Source organism: Micromonospora sp. WMMC250 (assembly GCF_027460215.1).
Taxonomy (GTDB): Bacteria; Actinomycetota; Actinomycetes; order Mycobacteriales; family Micromonosporaceae; genus Micromonospora; species Micromonospora taraxaci.
This window is the reverse complement of record NZ_JAPZBJ010000002.1, coordinates 2,142,929-2,161,165: the sequence shown is the minus strand read 5'-3', so window position 1 is coordinate 2,161,165 and position 18,237 is coordinate 2,142,929. Positions and strand designations below refer to the sequence as shown.

Below are 18,237 nucleotides of genomic sequence, written 5' to 3'. Positions count from 1 at the left end.
CGACCCGGTCAGCCCAGGTACTTCTCCCACGGGCCGGTGATGGCCAGGGTGAGGCCCGGGTCCTGCATGTTGACGAAGAGCACCTGGCCGTCGGCGCTGAAGGTCGGCCCGCAGAACTCCGAGTCGTTGAGCATGTTGCGGGCGATCGCGTACGTCGGGCCGCCCGGGATCGTGCTGAGCACGTGCGAGGCGCCCTTGCCGTCCTCGGCGAGGACCAGGCTTCCCCACGGGGTGACTGTCACGTTGTCCGGGCCGTCGAAGGTGATGTCGGTGTACTTCACCGGCGTCCCCTCCTCGGCGAAGGTCTGGTGCGGGAAGTACGTCACCAGCTGGATGGTCTGGTCCTTGAAGTTGTAGAACCAGACCATGCCGTCGTGCGGCGCCGCGTCGGACGGCAGGTCACCCTCGTCCCAGGCGAAGGAGTTGACCACGTACACACCCTCGTCGGTGCTCCACACGCCCTCGAACTTGCGCCCGCGGGTGACCTGGCCGTCGGTGAACTGCTCGCGCACCGACGTGTGCCGCGCGTCGCGGTCCGGCACCTCGATCCACCGGACCGGGAAGGGGCGGCCCAACTGGGCGGAGGTCAGGTAGGCGACGTCCGGCAGCACCGAACCGTCGTCCATGATGATCTGCATGGCGGCGAGGACGCCCGCGTTCGGCGCGAGGCGGGTCAGCACGCCGGGGCCGACCTTGACGCCGCGCGGCGCCGACCAGCGGTAGAAGAGGCCGTTGGGCTCGTCGGCGTCCTCGGACAGGTAGATGTGGGTGCGGTCCTTGTCGATCGCCAGGGCCTCGTGGGAGTAGCGGCCCAGGCACTTGATCGGCCGCGGGTCCGCGCTGCCGTCGGCCCAGACCTCGAAGACGTAGCCGTGGTCCTTCTGGTACGTGCCGGTCCGGCCGCCCTCTTCCCACTGGTCGCCGGCGCGGTCCTCGGTTTCCTCGCAGGTCAGCCAGGTCCCCCACGGGGTCGGGCCGCCGGCGCAGTTGGAGATGGTGCCGGAGAGGGCGACGAACTCACCCAGGTTGCGGCCCGCACGGTCCGTCTTGATCACGGTGCAGCCGCCGGCGTCGACGGCGCCCGGGTCGTACACCGTCCCCTTGACGTGCGGTACGCCGAACTCGGCGCCCGGGTCGATCTCGTGGTTCTGGATCAGGGTGTAACGGCCGTGGCCGGCGTCGTAGACGGCCATGCCGTCGTGGTCGGCCGGGGTCATGCCCTGGCCGCGGTCCAGCCGGGTGACGCCGGTCCGGGTGACCACCGTGTAGCTGAAGCCCTCGGGCAGGGCGAGGACGCCCTTCGGGTCGTCCACGAGCGGCGGGAACGGCACGTGGCCGGACGTGACCGGCGGGTGCGGGCGGCCCGGGCTGGCCTGCGCCAGCGACGGCAGACCGCCGGCGACGGCGAGGCCCACACCGGCGGCGGCGCCGCCGGCGAGGAAGGTACGACGAGAGGAAGGCACGTGATCAGCTCCTGGTCAGGACAAGTGCGACGAGTCGGAGCCAACCCGTGCGGACGAACAGCAACACGTCGTCGACGGGATCGGTCGGTGACATCGGGGTGAAGAAACAGCGCCGCCGGCGACGTGACGTTTCCCGTGCGCACGGTGGGTAATCAGCCGCGCCCACCCAGTCCGTACGGGGGTGCACACCCCTCACGAGAAGGAGCCGATGGCCGTGTCAGATCAGAACATCACCGTTGTCCTCGTTCACGGCGCGTTCGCCGAATCGGCGAGCTGGAACGGTGTGATCGAGCGGCTGGGTGCTGGCTACTCCGTGGTGGCCGCCGCCAACCCGCTCCGCAGCGTCGCCGGGGACGCCGAATACGTCCGGGACGTGGTGCGAGGGGTCGGCGGACCGGTCCTGCTCGTCGGCCACTCGTACGGGGGCATGGTCATCACCGAGGCCGCGGCGGGCGAGCCGATGGTGCGTGGACTGGTCTACGTCAACGCGTTCGCCGCCGACACGGGCGAGTCGGCGACGACGCTGTCCGCCAAGTTCCCCGGCAGCACGCTCGCCGACACCCTGGTCTCCTACCCGGTGGCGACCGGCGGGAACGAGGTGGCCATCGCGCAGGACGCCTTCCGGCAACAGTTCGTCGCGGACGTCTCCGAGGACACTGCGGCGTTGATGGCGCGGACCCAGCGGCCGATCACCGAGCAGGCGCTCGGCGGTGCGCTCTCGACGTCCGAGCCGCCGTGGAAGTCGTTGCCCAGCTGGTTCGTCTTCGGCGACGCGGACCGCAACATCCCGGTCGCCGCGCACCGCTTCATGGCCGAACGCGCCGGCGCCCGAGGCACCCGCGAGGTCGCCGGTGCCTCCCACGCGATGACGATGTCCCAGCCCGGCGAGGTCGCCGAGTCCATCATCGAGGCGGTCCGGGGCGTCGGGGCCGGCTAGCACCGGCGTGACCGGTTCGTGCCCCGGGCAGAACGGCGCGTGAACCCACCGGCGACCAACGACGGACGGCCCCAGCCGCGATCCCGCAGCGGCCGGGGCCGTCCGTCGTTGAATCCTCTTCCGGCGCGACGCAACCTGGTGGTCGTCGCGACCCGTCGAGGGTGCGGAGGAGGGAGCCTCGATGGCGGATGCCGAGGGTGAGTTCGTGCAGTACGTCTCCGCGCGACTGCCGAGTCTGCACCGGACCGCGTTCCTGATGTGCGGAGACGCCCATCTGGCCGACGACGTGGTGCAGCAGACGATCACGGCGTTGTACGTGAACTGGCGTCGGGTCAGCCGGGTGGACAACGTCGACGCGTACGTGCACCGGATGCTGGTCCACAAGCTCGTCGACGAGAAGCGGTTGAGTTGGGCGAAGGTCCGGCTGTTCGGTGCGGTGCCGGAGCCGTCGCGTGCGCCGGTCACACCGCACGACGAGGTGGTCGAGCGGGACAGCGTGGTCGGCGCGCTGGCTCGTCTGTCCCGCGGCCAGCGCACCGTGCTGGTCCTGCGGTTCCTGTGCGACCTGTCGCTGGCCGAGACGGCGGCGGCCATGGGTTGTTCCGAAGGCAACGTGAAGGCGCAGACAGCTCGGGCGCTGGCGGCGGTCCGCCAGGTGCTCGACGTCGCGGAGATGTCCGGGAGGAGTACGAGATGACGGTGGACGAGCAGCGGATCGCCGCGCTGCTGCAATCGGCGCCGGTGCCCGAGCCACGGGTCGACGTCGCACGGGCGATCAGCGACGGCCGGCGTCGCCGTCGACGCCGTCGCACCGGCGGGGTCGCCGCCGTGACGGTGCTGGCCGGGCTCGTCGTCGTGGGTGCCGTCGGGTTCGGTGGTGCCGGCCGGCCGCAGGCCCCGGACACGCCATCCGTGGTGGCGGCGCCGACCGCCGTCGCGTCCACCGCGGGGGCCCCGCCGGTCACCTGCGAGGCGTCGTGGTTGCCGCAGCCGATCGGAGGGCCGGTCGCGGTGGCGGGCGGCGTGGACCCCACCGGGCGGTACATCGTCGGCGACATCGGCACCGGGAACGAGGACGGGAGGATCGTGCTCTGGACCGACGGCAAGGCGACGGTCCTGCCCGCCGGGGCACGCCACGCGGCGGCGGTCAACGCCCGGGGTGACGTGGTCGGCACCGGAGGCAACGGCGTCGGCTGGGTCTACCGGGCCGGAAAGCTGCGCTTCCTGGTGACCCCGCCCGGCTACCAGGCGGTTCTCGTGCACGCGGTCAACGGCCGGGGTGACATCGTCGGCACCGCCCGCGGGGCCCGCGACTCGCACCAGGCGGTCGTGTGGTCGGCGAACCGGCCGCAGGAGTACCGGCTCGTCGGGGGGCCCGGCTCCGCCGCTACAGCGATCACGGAGGACGGTTCCGTCGTCGGCGCGATGGGTGATCTGCCCTACCGGTGGACACCGGAGGGCACCGGGATCGCGCTGGCGGTGCCCGACGGTCTCCCGTACGCCTCGGTGCAGGCGGCGCGCGGCGAGTGGGCGGTCGGGATGGCCCCCGGTGAACGGCAGGGCTCTACCGTACGGATGCTGCCGGTGCGGTGGAATTTCACCACGGGTGCGGTGAGCCTGATGCCGTTCCCGAGTATCAGCGCGATCGCCGGCAACGGTGAGGTGTTGGTCGACGACGGCGCCCCGCTGCTCGTCGCCCCGGACGGCACGTCGCGCCGGTTGCCGGGCAGGCCCGAGGTCCGGGCGACCGGGGCGGGCACCTACTCGGCAAGCGGGATCAGCGACGACGCCATGACGGTGGTGGGTTCCGTCCACGAGAACGAGGCGTACCGGCCTCTGGTGTGGCGCTGCCGCCGCTAGTGGTGCTGAGGACGGTGCCCGCCGACCGATGGTCGGCGGGCACCTCGGCTCAGAGGGTGAACACGAGCGTGGAGATGCTGCGCGCGCCCACGTTGATGGTGGCTTGTCCTCCGTTGACGCTTGTCGGTTGGCTGGCCGCGTTGGCGTTCTGCGAGGTGAGGTAGTGCTCGGCCCGGGTGACGTTCTGCGGGGCCTGGATGACGGCGTTGTTGACCGCGCTGTTCGAGCGGTTGAGGATGACCAGCGTGATCTTCCCGTCGCCCTGGTAGGCGGTGACCTCCAGCGGGGAGGCCTTGGAACTCTTCGTCAGGGCGACCCGCTGGTAGCCGGGGCGGACGTACTTGGCGTACTGGGAGAAGGCGTACCCGCGCTTGAGCGGGGCACCCGCGACGGTGCCGTACGCGGACTCGCCGTCGCCGATGAAGGAGTAGTAGCGCTTGCCGTACCACCAGATGTAGGCGCTCCAGTTGGCCTCCATCGACTTGTGCACGGTGCGCATGATGTCGTCGAGGGTTTCGTTCCAGACCGTCGTGTTGGCGGGGTTGCCCCAGATGTTGGAGCCTCCGCCGTCGGCGGCGTGCAGGTTCCACTCGGTCATCCACACCGGCTTGTTGTGCTGCTCGGCCAGGTTGTAGGGCCGCAGCCGGCCGGACTCCTCGGTGCCGTAGAGGTGCCCGCCGATGTAACCGATGTTGTTGCGGGCGGTCGAGTCGTTCAGGGTCGGGTCGGTGAAGTTGTAGTTCAGGTTCACCGCCTCGGCGACCATCAGCTTGGTGTTCTGCACCTTGGTGCCCTGGTCGCGGACGAAGGTGCGCAGCTCGGTGCCGCTCCAGTCCATCGAGTCGTAGTCCGGGTGCCAGTCCGGCTCGTTCTGCACCGAGGTCACGTCGATGGTCACGCCCTGGCCGCGCATGTACTGCACGTAGCTGTTCAGGTGGTTGGCGTAGTCGTCGTAGTAGTCGGTCCGCAGCTTCCCGCCGTTGACCCGGCTGTTGTTGGTCTTCCACGCCGCCGGTGCGGTCCACGGCGAGGCGAGGATCTTCACGTTCGAACCAGAGGACTTCGCCGTCTTCAACGAGTTCACGTGCGTCGCCCACTCGCTCGACACCGGCGACAGACCGGTCCGCACGATGGAGAGACCCAACTGGTTGGCGCCCATCCCGACCAGGGTCTGCGTCTCGGCGGTCGACCACGCGCTGCCCCAGATGGACTGCGCGGCCCCGAACCCGTCGACGGTCTGGTACCTGGTCGCGCTGTTCACCGTGATGTCCGCCGGCCCGTTCGGCGGCGGTGTCGTCGGCGGGGGTGTGGTCGGCGGGGGAGTGGTCGGGGTCGTGTCGCCGGTGCAGGCCACCCCGTTCAACGCGAAGCTCGTCGGAGCGGGGTTGCTGCCGCTCCACGAACCGTTGAAGCCGAACGAGACCGTCCCGTTGGTCGCGATGCCCCCGTTGTAGCTGACGTTCTTCGCGGTCACCGCCGCGCCGCTCTGGGTCACCGTCGCGTTCCACGCCTGGGTCACCGTCTGACCCGCGCCGTAGGACCAGGTCAACGTCCAACTCGACACCGCGTCACCGAGGTTGGTGATGGTCACGTTGGCCCCGAAGCCGTCCTGCCACTGCGACGACACACCGTAGTTCACCGAACAACCGGCGGCCGCTGCCCCGGCCGGCGTCGCCAGGGCGACCGCCGTCGACGCCAGCAGGACGGCGCCGGCCGACACCAGGACGGCGTTGGTCCTTCTTGGTCTTCTCATGAAGCTCCTCCTGAACGGTGGTGGTGTCCACGCCTTCGGAGGGCTCGCCGTCCCGGCAAGATTCCGTCACTCATCGGGCATATTGGGAGCGCTCCCAGCTCGGCGATTGCCAGGAAGGTAATTCATCCAATGATTGTTGTCAATGCTCTGACCCTCTGAGCAGGGGCGGGATGGCTCGGCGGCGCTGTCACGCACAACGCCGCCGACCGTCAGCCGGTGAGGCCGAGCAGGTGTCAATCGAACTGCCCGAACTCCGGCACGTCACCGACGGTCCACGTGAGACGCACACCCCCGTATGCCACGGCCCAGCCGAGCACTGCGTACGTCAGACTGTGGTCCGCCCGGCCGACGATCGGCGTCGCTGTCGCGATGCCTCTGATCGTCGCGGGGCGGGGGCGCGGCCGGCTCACGCGGGCAGGGGAGGGTGCTCCCTCGCGGGAGGGAGCGTCGGGTCTCAGGCGAGTGGCTCCGAATCCCGGCTCCGGTCGGTGCCGGTGATACCGGCGGCCTGGTCCCGGGCTCGACTCAGGATCGTCTCCGCCTCCTGGCGGGCGGCCGTCACGAGCTCCTCGCTTTCGCGCCTCGCTTCGGCGCGGTGGTCGTTGGCCTGTTCCTCGGCGAGCTTGAGGATCCGTTCGACCTGAGTGCCGAGGCCGCTGAGAGTGGGGCGTTCGTACCGCTGTCTCCACTCCTCGTACGAGGTGTCCGTGCTCGTACCGCTTCCGTCGCGGCCCGCTGTGCCGTCGGCGACAAGGTCGGCCTCGCTCTCACCGACCATGGCGAGGCCGACTCCGAGTGCGGCCACCGCGACCCCGGACCACAGGGCGGCCGTCCCGAGAGACGGTCCGACGGCCGCACCGACGCCCAGTCCGAAGAGGAGGGCTGCGGTCTTGGCTGGCTTTCGCATGGCTCGTCCTCAGGGCTGCGGGAGAAGGGGCTGCTGGTCCCAGCATGCGAAGCCGGGTCAACCCAGTGCCGCACGACACCGGCGGTATAGACGCCTTCGGCGGGGTGGGGCCGCAGGCGGTAGGACCTCCGCGGAAGGAGGCCGCGGTCGTGCGGTGGTCCGAGTTACTCGGCCGGTGGCAGGACGCTGCGTACCGCGACGCAGGGGTCCGTCGCCGGCGCGGCGGCGTGGATCGCCTCGGCGGCGCGGGCTGCGAAGTCGCGGAAGGCGTCGCGCTGATCCTCGGGCAGCCCACCCAGCACGTGGTCCTCGGCGTGGGTGACCCGCCGCTCGGCCTCGGTGAGCGCCGCACGTCCGCGGTCGGTGGCCACGATCCGGCGGGCGCGCCGATCCTGGGGATCGAGCTTCCGTTCGATGAGGCCGGCGTTCTCCAGGTCGTCGATGACGTACGTCAGGACGCTGCGGTCGATGGCCAGGCGGGACGCCAGGGCGCCCTGCGTGGGCACGTCCTCGTGGACGACGACAGCCAGGATGTGGTAGCCCCGGCTGCCGTGCGGCAGGTCGTTCAGCATCTCCTCGACGTACTCGTGCCAGCGGCGCAGCACCACGCCCAGGGACCAGCCGAAGGTCGAGCCGCGTCTGCGGTCGGCCGGCAGTTCGCACGGGTCGGTGGCGGTCATGCACCGGACGCTAACAGGCGAGGTGTCGACCGAGCTGAGGTTCCGGAGCGGCCTGGAATGCGTGGGCGGACAACTGCGTTGTGGGACATACGATCTGCTGGACAGAACATAGTCTGGCAATATGACCACGGAGATGCTGACACGATGCCTGATTACGGTCACGAAATCCTGTTCGGGACGTTCCTGACACCCGCCGCTCAGGACCCGGACCACGTGGTGGCGCTCGCCGAACTGACCGAGTCGGCCGGCCTGGACCTCACCACCTTCCAGGACCACCCGTACAACGCCGACTATCTCGACACCTGGACCCTGCTGAGCTGGGTCGCCGCCCGGACGGAACGGTTGCGGATCTCGGGAAACGTCCTCAGCCTTCCGCTGCGCCCGCCGGCCGTCCTGGCCAGGGCCGCGGCGAGCCTGGACCGGTTGTCCCACGGCCGGTTCGAGCTGGGCCTCGGCGCGGGCGCGTTCTGGGACGGCGTCGAGGGCATGGGCGCTCGCCGGCTGACGGCCGGGCAGGGCGTCGAGGCGTTGCGCGAAGCGATCGACGTCCTGCGCGGTGTCTGGGACGACGCCGCACCCGGGCCGCTGCGCCACGACGGGAAGTACTACCCGATCCCCGGCATGCGGCGCGGCCCCGCGCCGGCACACGACATCGACATCTGGCTCGGCGCGTACCAGCCGAAGATGCTGGCGTTGACCGGGCAGAAGGCGAACGGCTGGCTGCCGACGCTGGAGTACCTGCGGTCCCCGGACCGGGTGACGGCCAACCGCCTCATCGACGAGGCGGCGGTCGCGGCGGGACGCGACCCGCGGCAGATCCGGCGGCTCCTCAACCTCTTCACCGTCGACGTCTCGTCACGCAGCCGAGGTTTCCTCCAGGGGCCACCGGAGCAGTGGGTCGAGCAACTCCTCCCGCTGGTCGTCGAGGAGGGATTCAGTACCTTCCTGGTCGGCCGCGACGACCCGCGACTGATCCAGGCCTTCGGGCAGGAGATCGCTCCGGCGCTACGCGAGGCGGTCGCCAGGGAGCGCGCGGCGACCGGGCCGGACGCCAGTCGGCCCGGCGCGGTCGCCGTCCGGTCCGAGCGTCGTTCGGGGCTCGACCGTGAGGCGCTGCCGGCGTCGCTGGCCGCCCGGACCGTCGAGCCCGGCGACCGGGAGTACGAGGGCGTCCGCCACACCTACAGCTGGAAGGGGGCACCGGCCCTGGTGATCCGTCCGGAGAGCGCCGCCGAGGTCGCCGAGGCCGTGTCGTACGCGCGGACGCAGGACGTCCCGTTGTCGGTGCGCAGTGGCGGGCACGGCATCAGCGGCAGGTCGACGAACGACGGCGGAATCGTCATCGACATGTCGAGGATGAACAGAGTCGAGGTTCTCGACCGGGCGAGTCGTCGGATCCGGCTGGAGCCGGGCGCCCGGTGGGGGCAGGTGGCGCAGGCGCTCGCCCCGTACGGCCTGGCGATGAGCTCGGGTGACTATGGCGACGTGGGGGTCGGTGGTCTCGCCACCACCGCAGGCGTCGGATATCTGGCGCGCAAGCACGGTCTGACCATCGACCACGTCGTCGCCGCCGAGATCGTCACCGCGGACGGTCGCCTGCTCCGCGTGGACGACGAGCATCACCCCGACCTGTTCTGGGCCATCCGTGGCGCCGGCGGCAACTTCGGCGTCGTCACCGCCCTGGAACTGGAGGCGTACGAGGTCGACACTGTGGTCTTCGCTCACCTCGTCGCCGACGCGACCGACGCCGCGCAGCTGCTCCGCCGCTGGGGTCGACTCGTCGAGGACGCGCCCCGGGAGCTGACGAGTTTCCTGTCCCTCTTCCCCGGGCGTCGCGGCGATCCGCCGATGGCCCAGGTCACCCTGGTCTACGCCGGTGACGACGTCGAGGCCGCCCAGTCCGCCCTGAGCCCGTTCCTGGAGATCGGGCCGATCCTCGATCAACAGGCGCAGCTCGTGCCGTACCCGGCGATCGTCGCCCCACCCGGCAACCAGCATCGAGGTCAGGGGCTGCGCGACACGCGCAGCGGCCTGTCGCACCACATCACCCCGGAGGTGGCCGACCTGATGGCAAACATGATCAATTCCGGCGACGTGATGATCATGCAGGTCCGGTCCGTCGGAGCGGCGGTCAACGACGTGGCACGCGACGCGACCGCGTACCCGCACCGGGACCAGAACTTCTCGGTGCTCGCCGCCACTGTCGAGGACCGGCGGCCCCAGCTCGACAAGCTGTGGGCCGAGCTGTACCCGCACCTCGACGGCCTGTATCTCAGCTTCGAGTCCGACACCGACCCGGCGCGACTGCTGGACGCCTGGCCCGAGCCCACCCTGAGCCGACTGCGTGCCGTCAAGGCCACCTACGACCCGGACAACGTCTTCAACCGGAACTTCCCGATCCCCCCGGCCGACTAGAGCGCGCCCGACAGGTAGTCCCGACGTCGCTGCGGTTCGAACTTCTCGATCGCGTACCGCAGCATCACCCGGGGCATGGCGCGGTAGCGGCGGAGCAGGAACTCCTCCTCCGCCGCTCGGTCACGGTTGCCCACCTCGCGCAGCATCCAGCCCACCGCCTTGCGGACGAGGTCATGCGGGTCGTGCAGGAGCCGGTCGCTGAGTCGGAAGGTCCAGTGGAAGTCGTCGACCCTGATGAAGGCGAAGGTCGCCATGATGGCGATGCGTCGGTCCCACACCAGGTCAGACCCGGCCAGCCGGTCCAGGACGCCGCGATCCTTGTCGACGAGCCAGGGGCCGACGATGTACGGCGCGGACGAGTCCACCAGGTCCCAGTTGTTGAGCCGGTCGGTGTTGGCCAGGACGATGCGGAAGATCTCGCCCCGTTCCCGCTCGTCGCCCTTGGCGAACTTGCGCACCAGGATGAGCAGCGACGTCAGCCGCTCCTCGTGCACCTCACCGTGCAACAGGTCCGTCGTCTCCACCAGGGAGAGGTCGCGCCAGTATCGGGCGGCAACCCGGCGCTGGTCGGGCACGGTGACGCCGATGGCCCGGTCGCCCTCGCCGTAGCCGCCGGGGACCATCTGCAGGAACCGGCTCGACGCCTCGGCGCGACGTGGGTCGGCGAGGCTGGCGAGATCTCGACGGACGTCGACGCTCGTGGCCATGACGTGCAAGCTACTGCGATCAGCGGCAGTCAGGGCGTCCTACCCGCCGCGGACTGCCGCAAACGAGGTCGTCGGATGACGGGCCCGGGAATGGGCGCCGGCCCGAGGGGTACGGCCCCACCATGCTGAAACGAGCGGTGTGGCAGGGGTTGGCGGCGGGGCTGGTCGGGGCGGCGGTGATGACGGCCGCGGAGAAGGTGGAGCAACGGGTGACCCGCCGGCCCGACTCGTACGTGCCGGCCCAGGTGCTGGCACGGCTGGCCGGTCTGCCGGAGTCCTCCGGGCAGCAGCCCCGCTGGCAGAACCTGGCGATGCACTACGGTCAGGGCGCGGTGGTCGGCGTGCTGCGCAGCGTCATGGCCCAGGCCGGGCTGCGGGGCGTCTGGGCCTCCAGCGTCTTCACGGCGCTGCGACTGGCCAACGACCAGATCCTGGAGAACGCCACAGGTGTGGGGGCACCCCCACTGACCTGGCCCCGCTCGGAACTCGCCATCGACGTGCTGCACAAGTCCGTCTACGCGTTCGCCACCGGAGCGGTGGCCGACGCGCTCGCCGCCCGCGACGGCGCCGGGCCCGGGCAGCGGCACGCGGCGATGCGCCCCGGTCGCCAGTCGGACGTCGGGCCCCTCCCGTACGAGGGGCGGCGGAACGGCCGGGTCCCGGCCAGGCCGAGATGAGGTCGGCGCGGCGGTAGCCGGTGCGGGGAAGGGCCCTGACGGTGGCCCTTCCCCGTATGTCACCCGTCAGGCGTTGGCGAAGTGCTCGCGGTGGTCGTTGGCGAACTCGGCGAAACTCCGCGGCGCCCGGCCGGCGACCTGCTCGACGTGGTCATTCGTGAAGTCGCCCCAGCCGGAGCCGTAGGCCACCCGGTATTCGGCGAGAACCTCCGCCGACCACTCGTCGAGCCCCGCCTGGAGCAGGCTGTCGCGCACCTCGTCCGGGCTCTGCGGCGCGTACCGCACCGGCTTGCGGGTCGCGCGGGCGATGTCCTCGGCGGCCTGGTGCAGGGTGATGCTCTCCGGGCCGGTGGGCGTGTAGATCCTGCCCTCGTGCCGCTCGGGCGCGGCGAGGATCGCCGCCCCGGCCGCGGCGATGTCCCGGGCGTCGATCAGACCGACCTTGGCCTCGCCGAAGAGCCCGTAGAGGTGTTCACCGGCCTTGGCGGCGAGCAGATTCTGCATGAAGAAACTCGGGCGCAGGATCGTCCAGGGGATGCCGGACTCCTGCACCTCGGCGTCGGAGAACGCGTGCAGGCGGCCGTTGCGGGTGGGCGCGTCGTGCGCGGCGCCGATCGCGGAGAGCCGGACGACGTGCCGCACCCCGGCCTGCCGGGCGGCCCACACCGCGTTCATGCTCTGGCTCGGCGCCGTCGGGCCCATCGGGGTCAGCAGCCAGAGTGTCGTCACGCCCTCGAACGCCGGGGCGAGGGTGCGGGGGCGGTCGAGGTCGCCGACGACGACGTCGACGCCGTCGAGTTGGGGAGCGCGTGCGGCGTCCCGCACGAGGGCGCGCACCGACTGCTGCCCGGCGAGTTCCCGCAGCACCTCCCTCGACACGGTGCCGTTGGCTCCGGTGATCAGAATGGTCATTGTTGTCCTCCGGTCGGGTGGACAGCGGTCGGGCTGGCCGCTGGTCGACGCCCGCCACGTTATAGTCCAAAACTTGTACCGTCCAATGATTGGACTACTTTATGAAGCGCAGCACACTCAAGGAGCAGGACCCGGACCTCGGCATCCTGGCCGTGCAGCTCTCCGCGCGCGTCCAGCGGGAGATCTTCCGACGGTCGGCGGAGCACGGATTCGGCGACGTCCGGCCCCGGCACGGGGCGGTCCTCGCCTACCTGGACGCCGAGGGCACCCGCCCCGGCGAACTGGCCCGGCTGGCCGGACGCAACAAACAGACGATGGGAGCGATCCTCGACGAGTTGGAACGGCTGGGCTACGTCCGGCGTACGCCCGACCCGGCCGACCGTCGGGCGAAGCTGATCGTGCCGACGGACCGGGGTCGCGAATTCATGGAACTCACCGACGGCATCGTCGACCAGATCGAGCAGAAACTGTCCGACACGCTCGGTGCCGAGCAGTACCAGATTTTCCGGAGCGCACTGGGCCGTGGCGTGGCGGCCCTCCCGGCGACCGGTCACGACACCGAGGGCTGAGGCGTCGTGGCCCGGCTCGCCCGCATGTGACGGCGCAGAGCGGGTACCCGGCCGTCGCTCACCAGCGGGACCTCCGGGTTCCACCGCCGTCAGCGCAGCCCGAGGAGCACCGACATGCCGATCGCCGGGAGGGCCCGACTCTCGCCGAGGGTCTCCCTGCTGCTTCTGGCGTCGATCCTCGTGTCGTTCCTGGCCGCGTCGGCCGCCCCGACCCCGCTCTACGGCACCTACCAGGAGCGTTGGCACTTCTCGCCGGTCACGACCACAGTGGTGTTCGCCGTCTACGCGCTCGCGGTGTTGGCGTCGCTGCTCACGTTCGGCAAGTTGTCGGACCACGTGGGTCGCCGCCCGGTCCTGGCCGTGGCGATCGTGGTGCAGATGCTCTCGCTCGTCGTCTTCATCTTCGCCAACGGCGTACCCACACTGGTGGTCGCGCGACTGCTCCAAGGGCTCGCCGCCGGTGCCGCCACCGGCGCCGTCGGGGCCGGGATGCTCGACATCGACCGCGCCCGCGGCACGCTCGCGAACTCCATCGCCCCCGGCATCGGCACCGGGAGTGGCGCCCTGCTCTCGGCGCTGCTCATCGACTTCCTGCCCGCGCCGACGCGGCTGGTGTACGTCGTCCTCTTCGTGGTCCTCCTGATCCAACTCGTCGGTATCGCGCTGATGCCGGAGACGGTCACGCCGATGGCGGGAGCGCGACGCAGCCTGCGACCCGAGATCAAACTGCCACGCGCCGTACGCGAACCGCTGCTGGTCGTCGTCCCGGTGCTGTTCGCGGTCTGGGCGCTGGCCGGCTTCTTCGGGGCGCTCGGCCCGGCGCTGGTACGCAGCCTCATGAACACGTCGATCGTGGTCGGCGGTCTGGTCCTCTTCGTCTTCGCGGTCTTCGGGTCGATCGCCGTCCTGCTGATGCGCAACACCGCCGCCCGGACCGTGATCCTGATCGGGATCGTCGCCCTCGTCCTGGGAATGGTCGTCACGTTGGTGTCGGTCATGGCGGAGTCCGTCCCGGGATTCTTCGTCGGCCTCGCGCTCGGCGGCGTCGGCTTCGGCGGGGGATTCCAGGGCAGCCTCAAGACGATCACCCCATTGGTGGAGGCACACGAGCGCGCCAGCGTGCTGTCGCTGCTCTACATCGTCTGCTACGTCGGGTTCGGGCTCCCGACGGTGATCGCCGGCTTCCTCGTCGTGTACGCGGGCGGCCTGCCGCAGACCGCCGACGAGTACTCCGTCGCCGTCATCCTGCTCGCACTGGTCGCCCTGTTCGGGGTGCGCAGGGCAACCAGGACCACTCAGCCAGCAGCAGCGACCGGGAGGGGAACGCGATGAGCCCGAAGAGCGCCCAAGGGGACGCCGGCATCGAGAACGTCGACGTCAAAGTCGAGGTGATCGTCATTCCGGTGTCGGATGTCGACAGGGCGAAGGAGTTCTACCTGCGCCTCGGGTGGCGGCTCGACCAGACGCCGCCCGGCATCGTTCAGCTGACGCCGCACGGCTCCGGATGCTCTGTCCAGTTCGGCCCGGGGCTCACCCCGGCGGCACCCGGTTCGGCCATGGCGTACCTGGTCGTGTCCGACGTCGAAGCGGCCCGCAACGCCCTGGTCGCCGCCGGGGTCGAGGTGGGCGGGCTCTTCCACGTCAGCCCGGACGGCCCGGTCGACGGGCTGGACCCGGAGCGGCGTAGCTACGTCTCGCGCGCCACGTTCCGCGACCCGGACGGCAACACCTGGCTCATGCAGGAGATCACGACCAGGCTGCCCGGGCGCATCGAGGGCGGACTGACGTCGTTCGGCTCGGCGAGCGACCTGGCGAGCGCCCTGCGCCGCGCGGCCGCCGCGCACGGCGAGCACGAGGAACGCACCGGCCAGCGGGACGAGAACTGGCCCGACTGGTACGCGACGTACATGGTCAGCGAACAGTCGGGGGCCAAGCTGCCCGAGTGAGGATGGCCGGTCCGCTGGCTGCGTCAGCGCAGCCCGCGGACGAGGTTGTCGACCAGGGTGCGCGCGAAGTCCTCGGTGAGCGGGAGGTCGGCGATGAGCAGCCGGTGGTAGCAGGCGCCCCAGAGCTGGTCCACAACGGATTCCGGGTCGATGTCGGCCCGTAGCTGCCCCCGGCTCATGGCCCGGCCGAGGGTTTCGACGGCCAGGGCCCGACGGGGGGCGGAGTAACGCTCCCGGTAGGCGGCGGCCAGCTCCGGGTCGGTCTGCGCCTGCCCGATGAGTTGACTGATGACCCGCCCGGCGGTGGTGTCCCGGACGAGGTGGACGAAGGCGACGAGCTGGTCGGTCAGGTCGGTGACGATGTCGCCGGTGTCCGGGAACGCCAACGTGGGTGCGACGACGGTGAAGTAGCCGTCCAGGGCGAGCGCGCCCTTGGAGGGCCACCACTTGTAGATCGTCATGCGGCTGGCCCCGGCGAGCGCCGCGACCTTCTCGATGGTGAAGCCGGCCATGCCCTCGTCCAGCAGGAGGCCGCCCGCGGCCGTGAGGATCTCGGCCCGCACCTGGTCGGCGGGCCGACGGCCGCGACCCCGCCGGGCCGACGCGGGGGGTTCCGGGGTGAGCTGGGCCACTGGTCCTCCGATTATATGGACAGCGTGTCTTCATGCTGTTTATATGGACACAGCGTACACAGGGTGGCGACAACCGAAGGAGACGAGCGACATGGCGGGTCTACGACGGCGACAGTTGGGTGCCTCCGGTCCGGAGGTGTCGATCATCGGGCTCGGCGCGATGGGCATGTCGGACCTGTACGGGCCGGCCGACGAGGCGGAGAGCGTCGCGACACTGCACGCGGCCATCGACGCCGGTGTGAACCTCGTCGACACCGCGGACTTCTACGGTTCGGGTCACAACGAGATGCTGATCGGCCGGGTGCTGCGGGAACGCCGCCGCGACGAGGTGGTGCTCAGTGTGAAGTTCGGCGCCCGGCGGACACCGGACGGCGGTTTCCAGGCGGCACCGTACGACGTGTCGGCGGCGGCGGTGAAGGACCGACTGGCGTACTCGCTGCGCCGGTTGGGCACCGACCACATCGACATCTACCGGCCGTCCCGACTCAACCCCCAGGTGCCGATCGAGGAGACCGTGGGTGCGCTCCTCGAGATGCGGGAGGCCGGCTACATCCGGCACATCGGGCTCTCCGAGATGGGCGCGGACACCATCCGCCGGGCGGCGGCGGTGGCACCGATCAGCGACCTCCAGATCGAGTACTCGCTGCTGTCCCGTGGCCCCGAGGCCACGATCCTGCCGACCCTGCGCGAGCTGGGCATCGGGCTGACCGCCTACGGGGTGCTGTCCCGAGGCCTGCTCAGCGGCCACTGGTCGGCCGAGCGTGAGCTGACCGGCACGGACTTCCGGGCGAACAGCCCCCGCTTCCAGGGCGAGCATCTGGCCGCGAACCTGCGCCTCGTGGACGCTCTGGGCCGGGTCGCGCAGCGACTGGGGGCCACCACCAGTCAGGTCGCGATCGCCTGGGTGGCGGCGCAGGGCGAGCAGATCGTGCCACTGGTCGGGGCGCGGCGGCGGGACCGGCTCACCGAGTCGCTGGCCGCCGTCGACGTGGTGCTGGACCGGGACGCGTTGGACGAGATCGAACGTGCCGTACCGGCCGGCGCGGCCTCCGGCCAGCGCTACGCGAGCCCGATGATGTCCCTCCTCGACAGCGAGAAGTGACAGCGAGCGGCCGGCGGACCCTGCTGCGGTCACGCCGGCCGGTCATCGTCTGGCGCTGTCCCAGGCTCGCACCAGCTGCATCCGATTGTGGATCCCCAGTTTGTGGTAGATCGACCGGAGCTGGGTGTCGACGGTGTGGAAGGAGACGAAGAGGCTCCTGGCCGCCTCCTTCTTCGTGGCACCCGAGGCGAGCATCTCGGCCACCCGCTCCTCGGCCGGGGTGAGCGCCGCGATGCCCGTACGCACCGGCCCGTCGCTCGCCGGCCGGTGCCGTGGTGCGGTGGCGAGCTCGGCGCACCGGCGGTCCGCAGTCGCCTGGTCGCCCGGTGCCCCGATCCGGGCGTAGAGGGCAGCGGCCTCGTGTGCGGCGTCGCGTGCCTGCACGGGCCGCAGCGCCGGGCTGTTCGCCAGGTCGAGCAACGCGTCGGCGAGCGCCGGCCACGCGTCGGTGGTGCGTAGACCGTCGACCGCCGACCGGAGCGCGTCCGGGTCGCGATCGCGCAGCCCTCTGGTCTGGTCGGCCAGCGCGCGCCACAGTGGAACCGGGGTGCGCGTGGCCACCGACTCGACCAGTTCGGTGACCCGTCGGGCGGCCGGGGTGTCACCGGCGGCCATCGCGGCGCGTACCAGCCGAGGGCCGAACTGCGGCACGGGCAGCAGCGGTCGCACCGACCGGTGCAGGTCGGCGACGACCCGGGTGAGCAGGTTCGCGGGCACGCTGAGGGCACTGTCGCGAACGGCGACGCAGAAGGCGGGCGTCCACAGCGTGCTGTCGGGCCAGCGAACCTCCGCGAGGCACGGACGGAGCACCGCGCGCGCGTCGTCGTGGTCGCCACGGCGGTAGCGAACCTCGCCGATCACCGCGACGAGCAGGGCACGCACCTCCGGGCGGAGGCCCACCGGGCCGGCGGTGAGCGTCGTGACCGCGAGTGCGGCCGCCTCGGGCAGTTCGCCAACGGCGACCATCCGCAGGCAGTCCAGCGCGGTCAACGCGCTGCTGAACAGGGGATCGGCTTCGTTGGAGGTTGGGCGGGTCGCGGTCCGCGCGTCCTGGTGCCGGCCCAGGCCGAGCTGCACGAGGATGCGTTCGGCCCGGATGGACGAAGCGTCGGCTCGTGCCGCCGAGGACCCCGGGTCCAGGGCCGCCAGCACGGCGTGAGCCCCCAGCAGATCGCCGTACGACAGCGAGCGCGCGGCCCGGCCGAGGGCGAGGTGACGGGCCGACGAATGGTCCCCCGACGCGGCGTGCGCGATGCCCGCGTCACGGAGCAGGGCGTCGGTGTCCGGATGACCCACGCGGGCGGCGGTCCCGGCGACCAGCGCGAGCAGCAAGCTGCGGCTGCGGGCGTCCAGCCGCTGGTCGAGCGCCGTGCGCAGACCGACGAGGGCGACAGTGGGCTGTTCCAGTGCCACGATCCGCGTGAGGTGACCCAGCAGGTGCGTACGGTGGCGCTCGCCGTGCCGGTTCGCGGCGATCTCCGCCGCCAGGACGGCGAGTGCCGCCGTCCCGCGTCCGGCACGTCGCAGATGGTCCGCCGTGGCGGACACCCGCTGGCGTCGTCGCTCGGCGTCGTCGTGGTCGGCCGGGAAGGTGCCGGCGTCGAAGGATGATCCGGACAATGGCGTTCTCCCCGGTTGTTACCCGGCGCGTCGAATTGCCGTCCTGCGACCGAGCCT

18 protein-coding genes are annotated in these 18,237 nt (G+C 71.0%); 9 read left to right on the top strand and 9 right to left on the bottom strand.

All coding sequences use genetic code 11. The features are described 5' to 3' along the window. Nucleotides 1-8 precede the first annotated feature (8 nt). On the bottom strand, nt 9-1,463 hold the full coding sequence (locus O3438_RS09325) for an alkaline phosphatase PhoX (RefSeq protein ID WP_269679579.1): 1,455 nt from the start codon (nt 1,461-1,463) through the stop codon (nt 9-11). Nucleotides 1,464-1,671: 208 nt separating this feature from the next. Between O3438_RS09325 and O3438_RS09320 the strand changes: the two genes are divergently transcribed. The 3 genes from O3438_RS09320 (at nt 1,672) to O3438_RS09310 (ending at nt 4,260) form a co-directional block, all read left to right on the top strand. After that, complete coding sequence (locus tag O3438_RS09320) at nt 1,672-2,400, top strand: alpha/beta fold hydrolase (protein WP_269679578.1); 729 nt, start codon at nt 1,672-1,674, stop codon at nt 2,398-2,400. Between the two features lie 181 nt (nt 2,401-2,581). After that, nucleotides 2,582-3,097, top strand: a complete 516-nt coding sequence (locus O3438_RS09315; protein WP_269679577.1) for a SigE family RNA polymerase sigma factor — start codon at nt 2,582-2,584, stop codon at nt 3,095-3,097. Further along, entirely contained in the window at nt 3,094-4,260 is a 1,167-nt protein-coding gene (locus O3438_RS09310) for a hypothetical protein (RefSeq protein ID WP_269679576.1), read from the top strand. The genes O3438_RS09315 and O3438_RS09310 overlap by 4 nt, the downstream gene beginning before the upstream one ends. 49 nt (nt 4,261-4,309) lie before the next feature. Here O3438_RS09310 and O3438_RS09305 read toward each other — a convergent pair whose 3' ends face one another. The 4 genes from O3438_RS09305 to O3438_RS09290 form a co-directional block, all read right to left on the bottom strand. After that, the gene (locus O3438_RS09305; protein WP_269679575.1) at nt 4,310-6,013 is read right to left on the bottom strand and encodes a cellulose binding domain-containing protein; all 1,704 of its coding nucleotides are present in this window, start codon (nt 6,011-6,013) and stop codon (nt 4,310-4,312) included. Nucleotides 6,014-6,246: 233 nt separating this feature from the next. Further along, nucleotides 6,247-6,423, bottom strand: coding sequence for a hypothetical protein (locus O3438_RS09300; RefSeq protein WP_269679574.1), 177 nt, complete (start codon nt 6,421-6,423; stop codon nt 6,247-6,249). A gap of 44 nt (nt 6,424-6,467) precedes the next feature. Continuing rightward, nucleotides 6,468-6,920, bottom strand: coding sequence for a DivIVA domain-containing protein (locus O3438_RS34320; protein ID WP_442929583.1), 453 nt, complete (start codon nt 6,918-6,920; stop codon nt 6,468-6,470). A gap of 164 nt (nt 6,921-7,084) precedes the next feature. Beyond that, nucleotides 7,085-7,600, bottom strand: coding sequence for a MarR family winged helix-turn-helix transcriptional regulator (locus O3438_RS09290; protein WP_269679573.1), 516 nt, complete (start codon nt 7,598-7,600; stop codon nt 7,085-7,087). Nucleotides 7,601-7,744: 144 nt separating this feature from the next. On the opposite strand from O3438_RS09290, the gene O3438_RS09285 reads away from it, so the two are divergent. Continuing rightward, nucleotides 7,745-10,015, top strand: coding sequence for an LLM class flavin-dependent oxidoreductase (locus O3438_RS09285; protein WP_269679572.1), 2,271 nt, complete (start codon nt 7,745-7,747; stop codon nt 10,013-10,015). Here the strand turns inward: O3438_RS09285 and O3438_RS09280 are convergent. Next, nucleotides 10,012-10,722 (bottom strand): DNA alkylation repair protein, encoded by a 711-nt coding sequence (locus O3438_RS09280; protein ID WP_269679571.1) that lies wholly within the window; start codon nt 10,720-10,722, stop codon nt 10,012-10,014. The two genes, O3438_RS09285 and O3438_RS09280, sit on opposite strands and share 4 nt — an antisense overlap. 122 nt (nt 10,723-10,844) lie before the next feature. Between O3438_RS09280 and O3438_RS09275 the strand changes: the two genes are divergently transcribed. Then, complete coding sequence (locus tag O3438_RS09275) at nt 10,845-11,399, top strand: hypothetical protein (protein ID WP_269679570.1); 555 nt, start codon at nt 10,845-10,847, stop codon at nt 11,397-11,399. Nucleotides 11,400-11,465: 66 nt separating this feature from the next. Here O3438_RS09275 and O3438_RS09270 read toward each other — a convergent pair whose 3' ends face one another. Continuing rightward, nucleotides 11,466-12,311, bottom strand: a complete 846-nt coding sequence (locus tag O3438_RS09270) for an NAD(P)H-binding protein (RefSeq protein WP_269679569.1) — start codon at nt 12,309-12,311, stop codon at nt 11,466-11,468. Between the two features lie 89 nt (nt 12,312-12,400). On the opposite strand from O3438_RS09270, the gene O3438_RS09265 reads away from it, so the two are divergent. The 3 genes from O3438_RS09265 to O3438_RS09255 all read left to right on the top strand — a co-directional run bounded on the left by O3438_RS09265 (nt 12,401) and on the right by O3438_RS09255 (nt 14,826). After that, the gene (locus O3438_RS09265; RefSeq protein ID WP_269679568.1) at nt 12,401-12,880 is read left to right on the top strand and encodes a MarR family winged helix-turn-helix transcriptional regulator; all 480 of its coding nucleotides are present in this window, start codon (nt 12,401-12,403) and stop codon (nt 12,878-12,880) included. A 114-nt stretch (nt 12,881-12,994) separates the two neighbouring features. After that, on the top strand, nt 12,995-14,212 hold the full coding sequence (locus O3438_RS09260) for an MFS transporter (protein WP_269679567.1): 1,218 nt from the start codon (nt 12,995-12,997) through the stop codon (nt 14,210-14,212). Then, on the top strand, nt 14,209-14,826 hold the full coding sequence (locus O3438_RS09255; RefSeq protein WP_269679566.1) for a VOC family protein: 618 nt from the start codon (nt 14,209-14,211) through the stop codon (nt 14,824-14,826). The genes O3438_RS09260 and O3438_RS09255 overlap by 4 nt, the downstream gene beginning before the upstream one ends. 23 nt (nt 14,827-14,849) lie before the next feature. Here the strand turns inward: O3438_RS09255 and O3438_RS09250 are convergent, their stop codons facing one another. Then, complete coding sequence (locus tag O3438_RS09250; RefSeq protein WP_269679565.1) at nt 14,850-15,458, bottom strand: TetR/AcrR family transcriptional regulator; 609 nt, start codon at nt 15,456-15,458, stop codon at nt 14,850-14,852. 91 nt (nt 15,459-15,549) lie between these two features. Here O3438_RS09250 and O3438_RS09245 point away from each other — a divergent pair, with 91 nt between their 5' ends. Further along, nucleotides 15,550-16,560, top strand: coding sequence for an aldo/keto reductase (locus O3438_RS09245; RefSeq protein ID WP_269679564.1), 1,011 nt, complete (start codon nt 15,550-15,552; stop codon nt 16,558-16,560). A 42-nt stretch (nt 16,561-16,602) separates the two neighbouring features. On the opposite strand, the gene O3438_RS09240 is transcribed toward O3438_RS09245, so the two are convergent. Further along, on the bottom strand, nt 16,603-18,180 hold the full coding sequence (locus O3438_RS09240; protein ID WP_269679563.1) for a helix-turn-helix transcriptional regulator: 1,578 nt from the start codon (nt 18,178-18,180) through the stop codon (nt 16,603-16,605). Nucleotides 18,181-18,237: the final 57 nt, after the last annotated feature.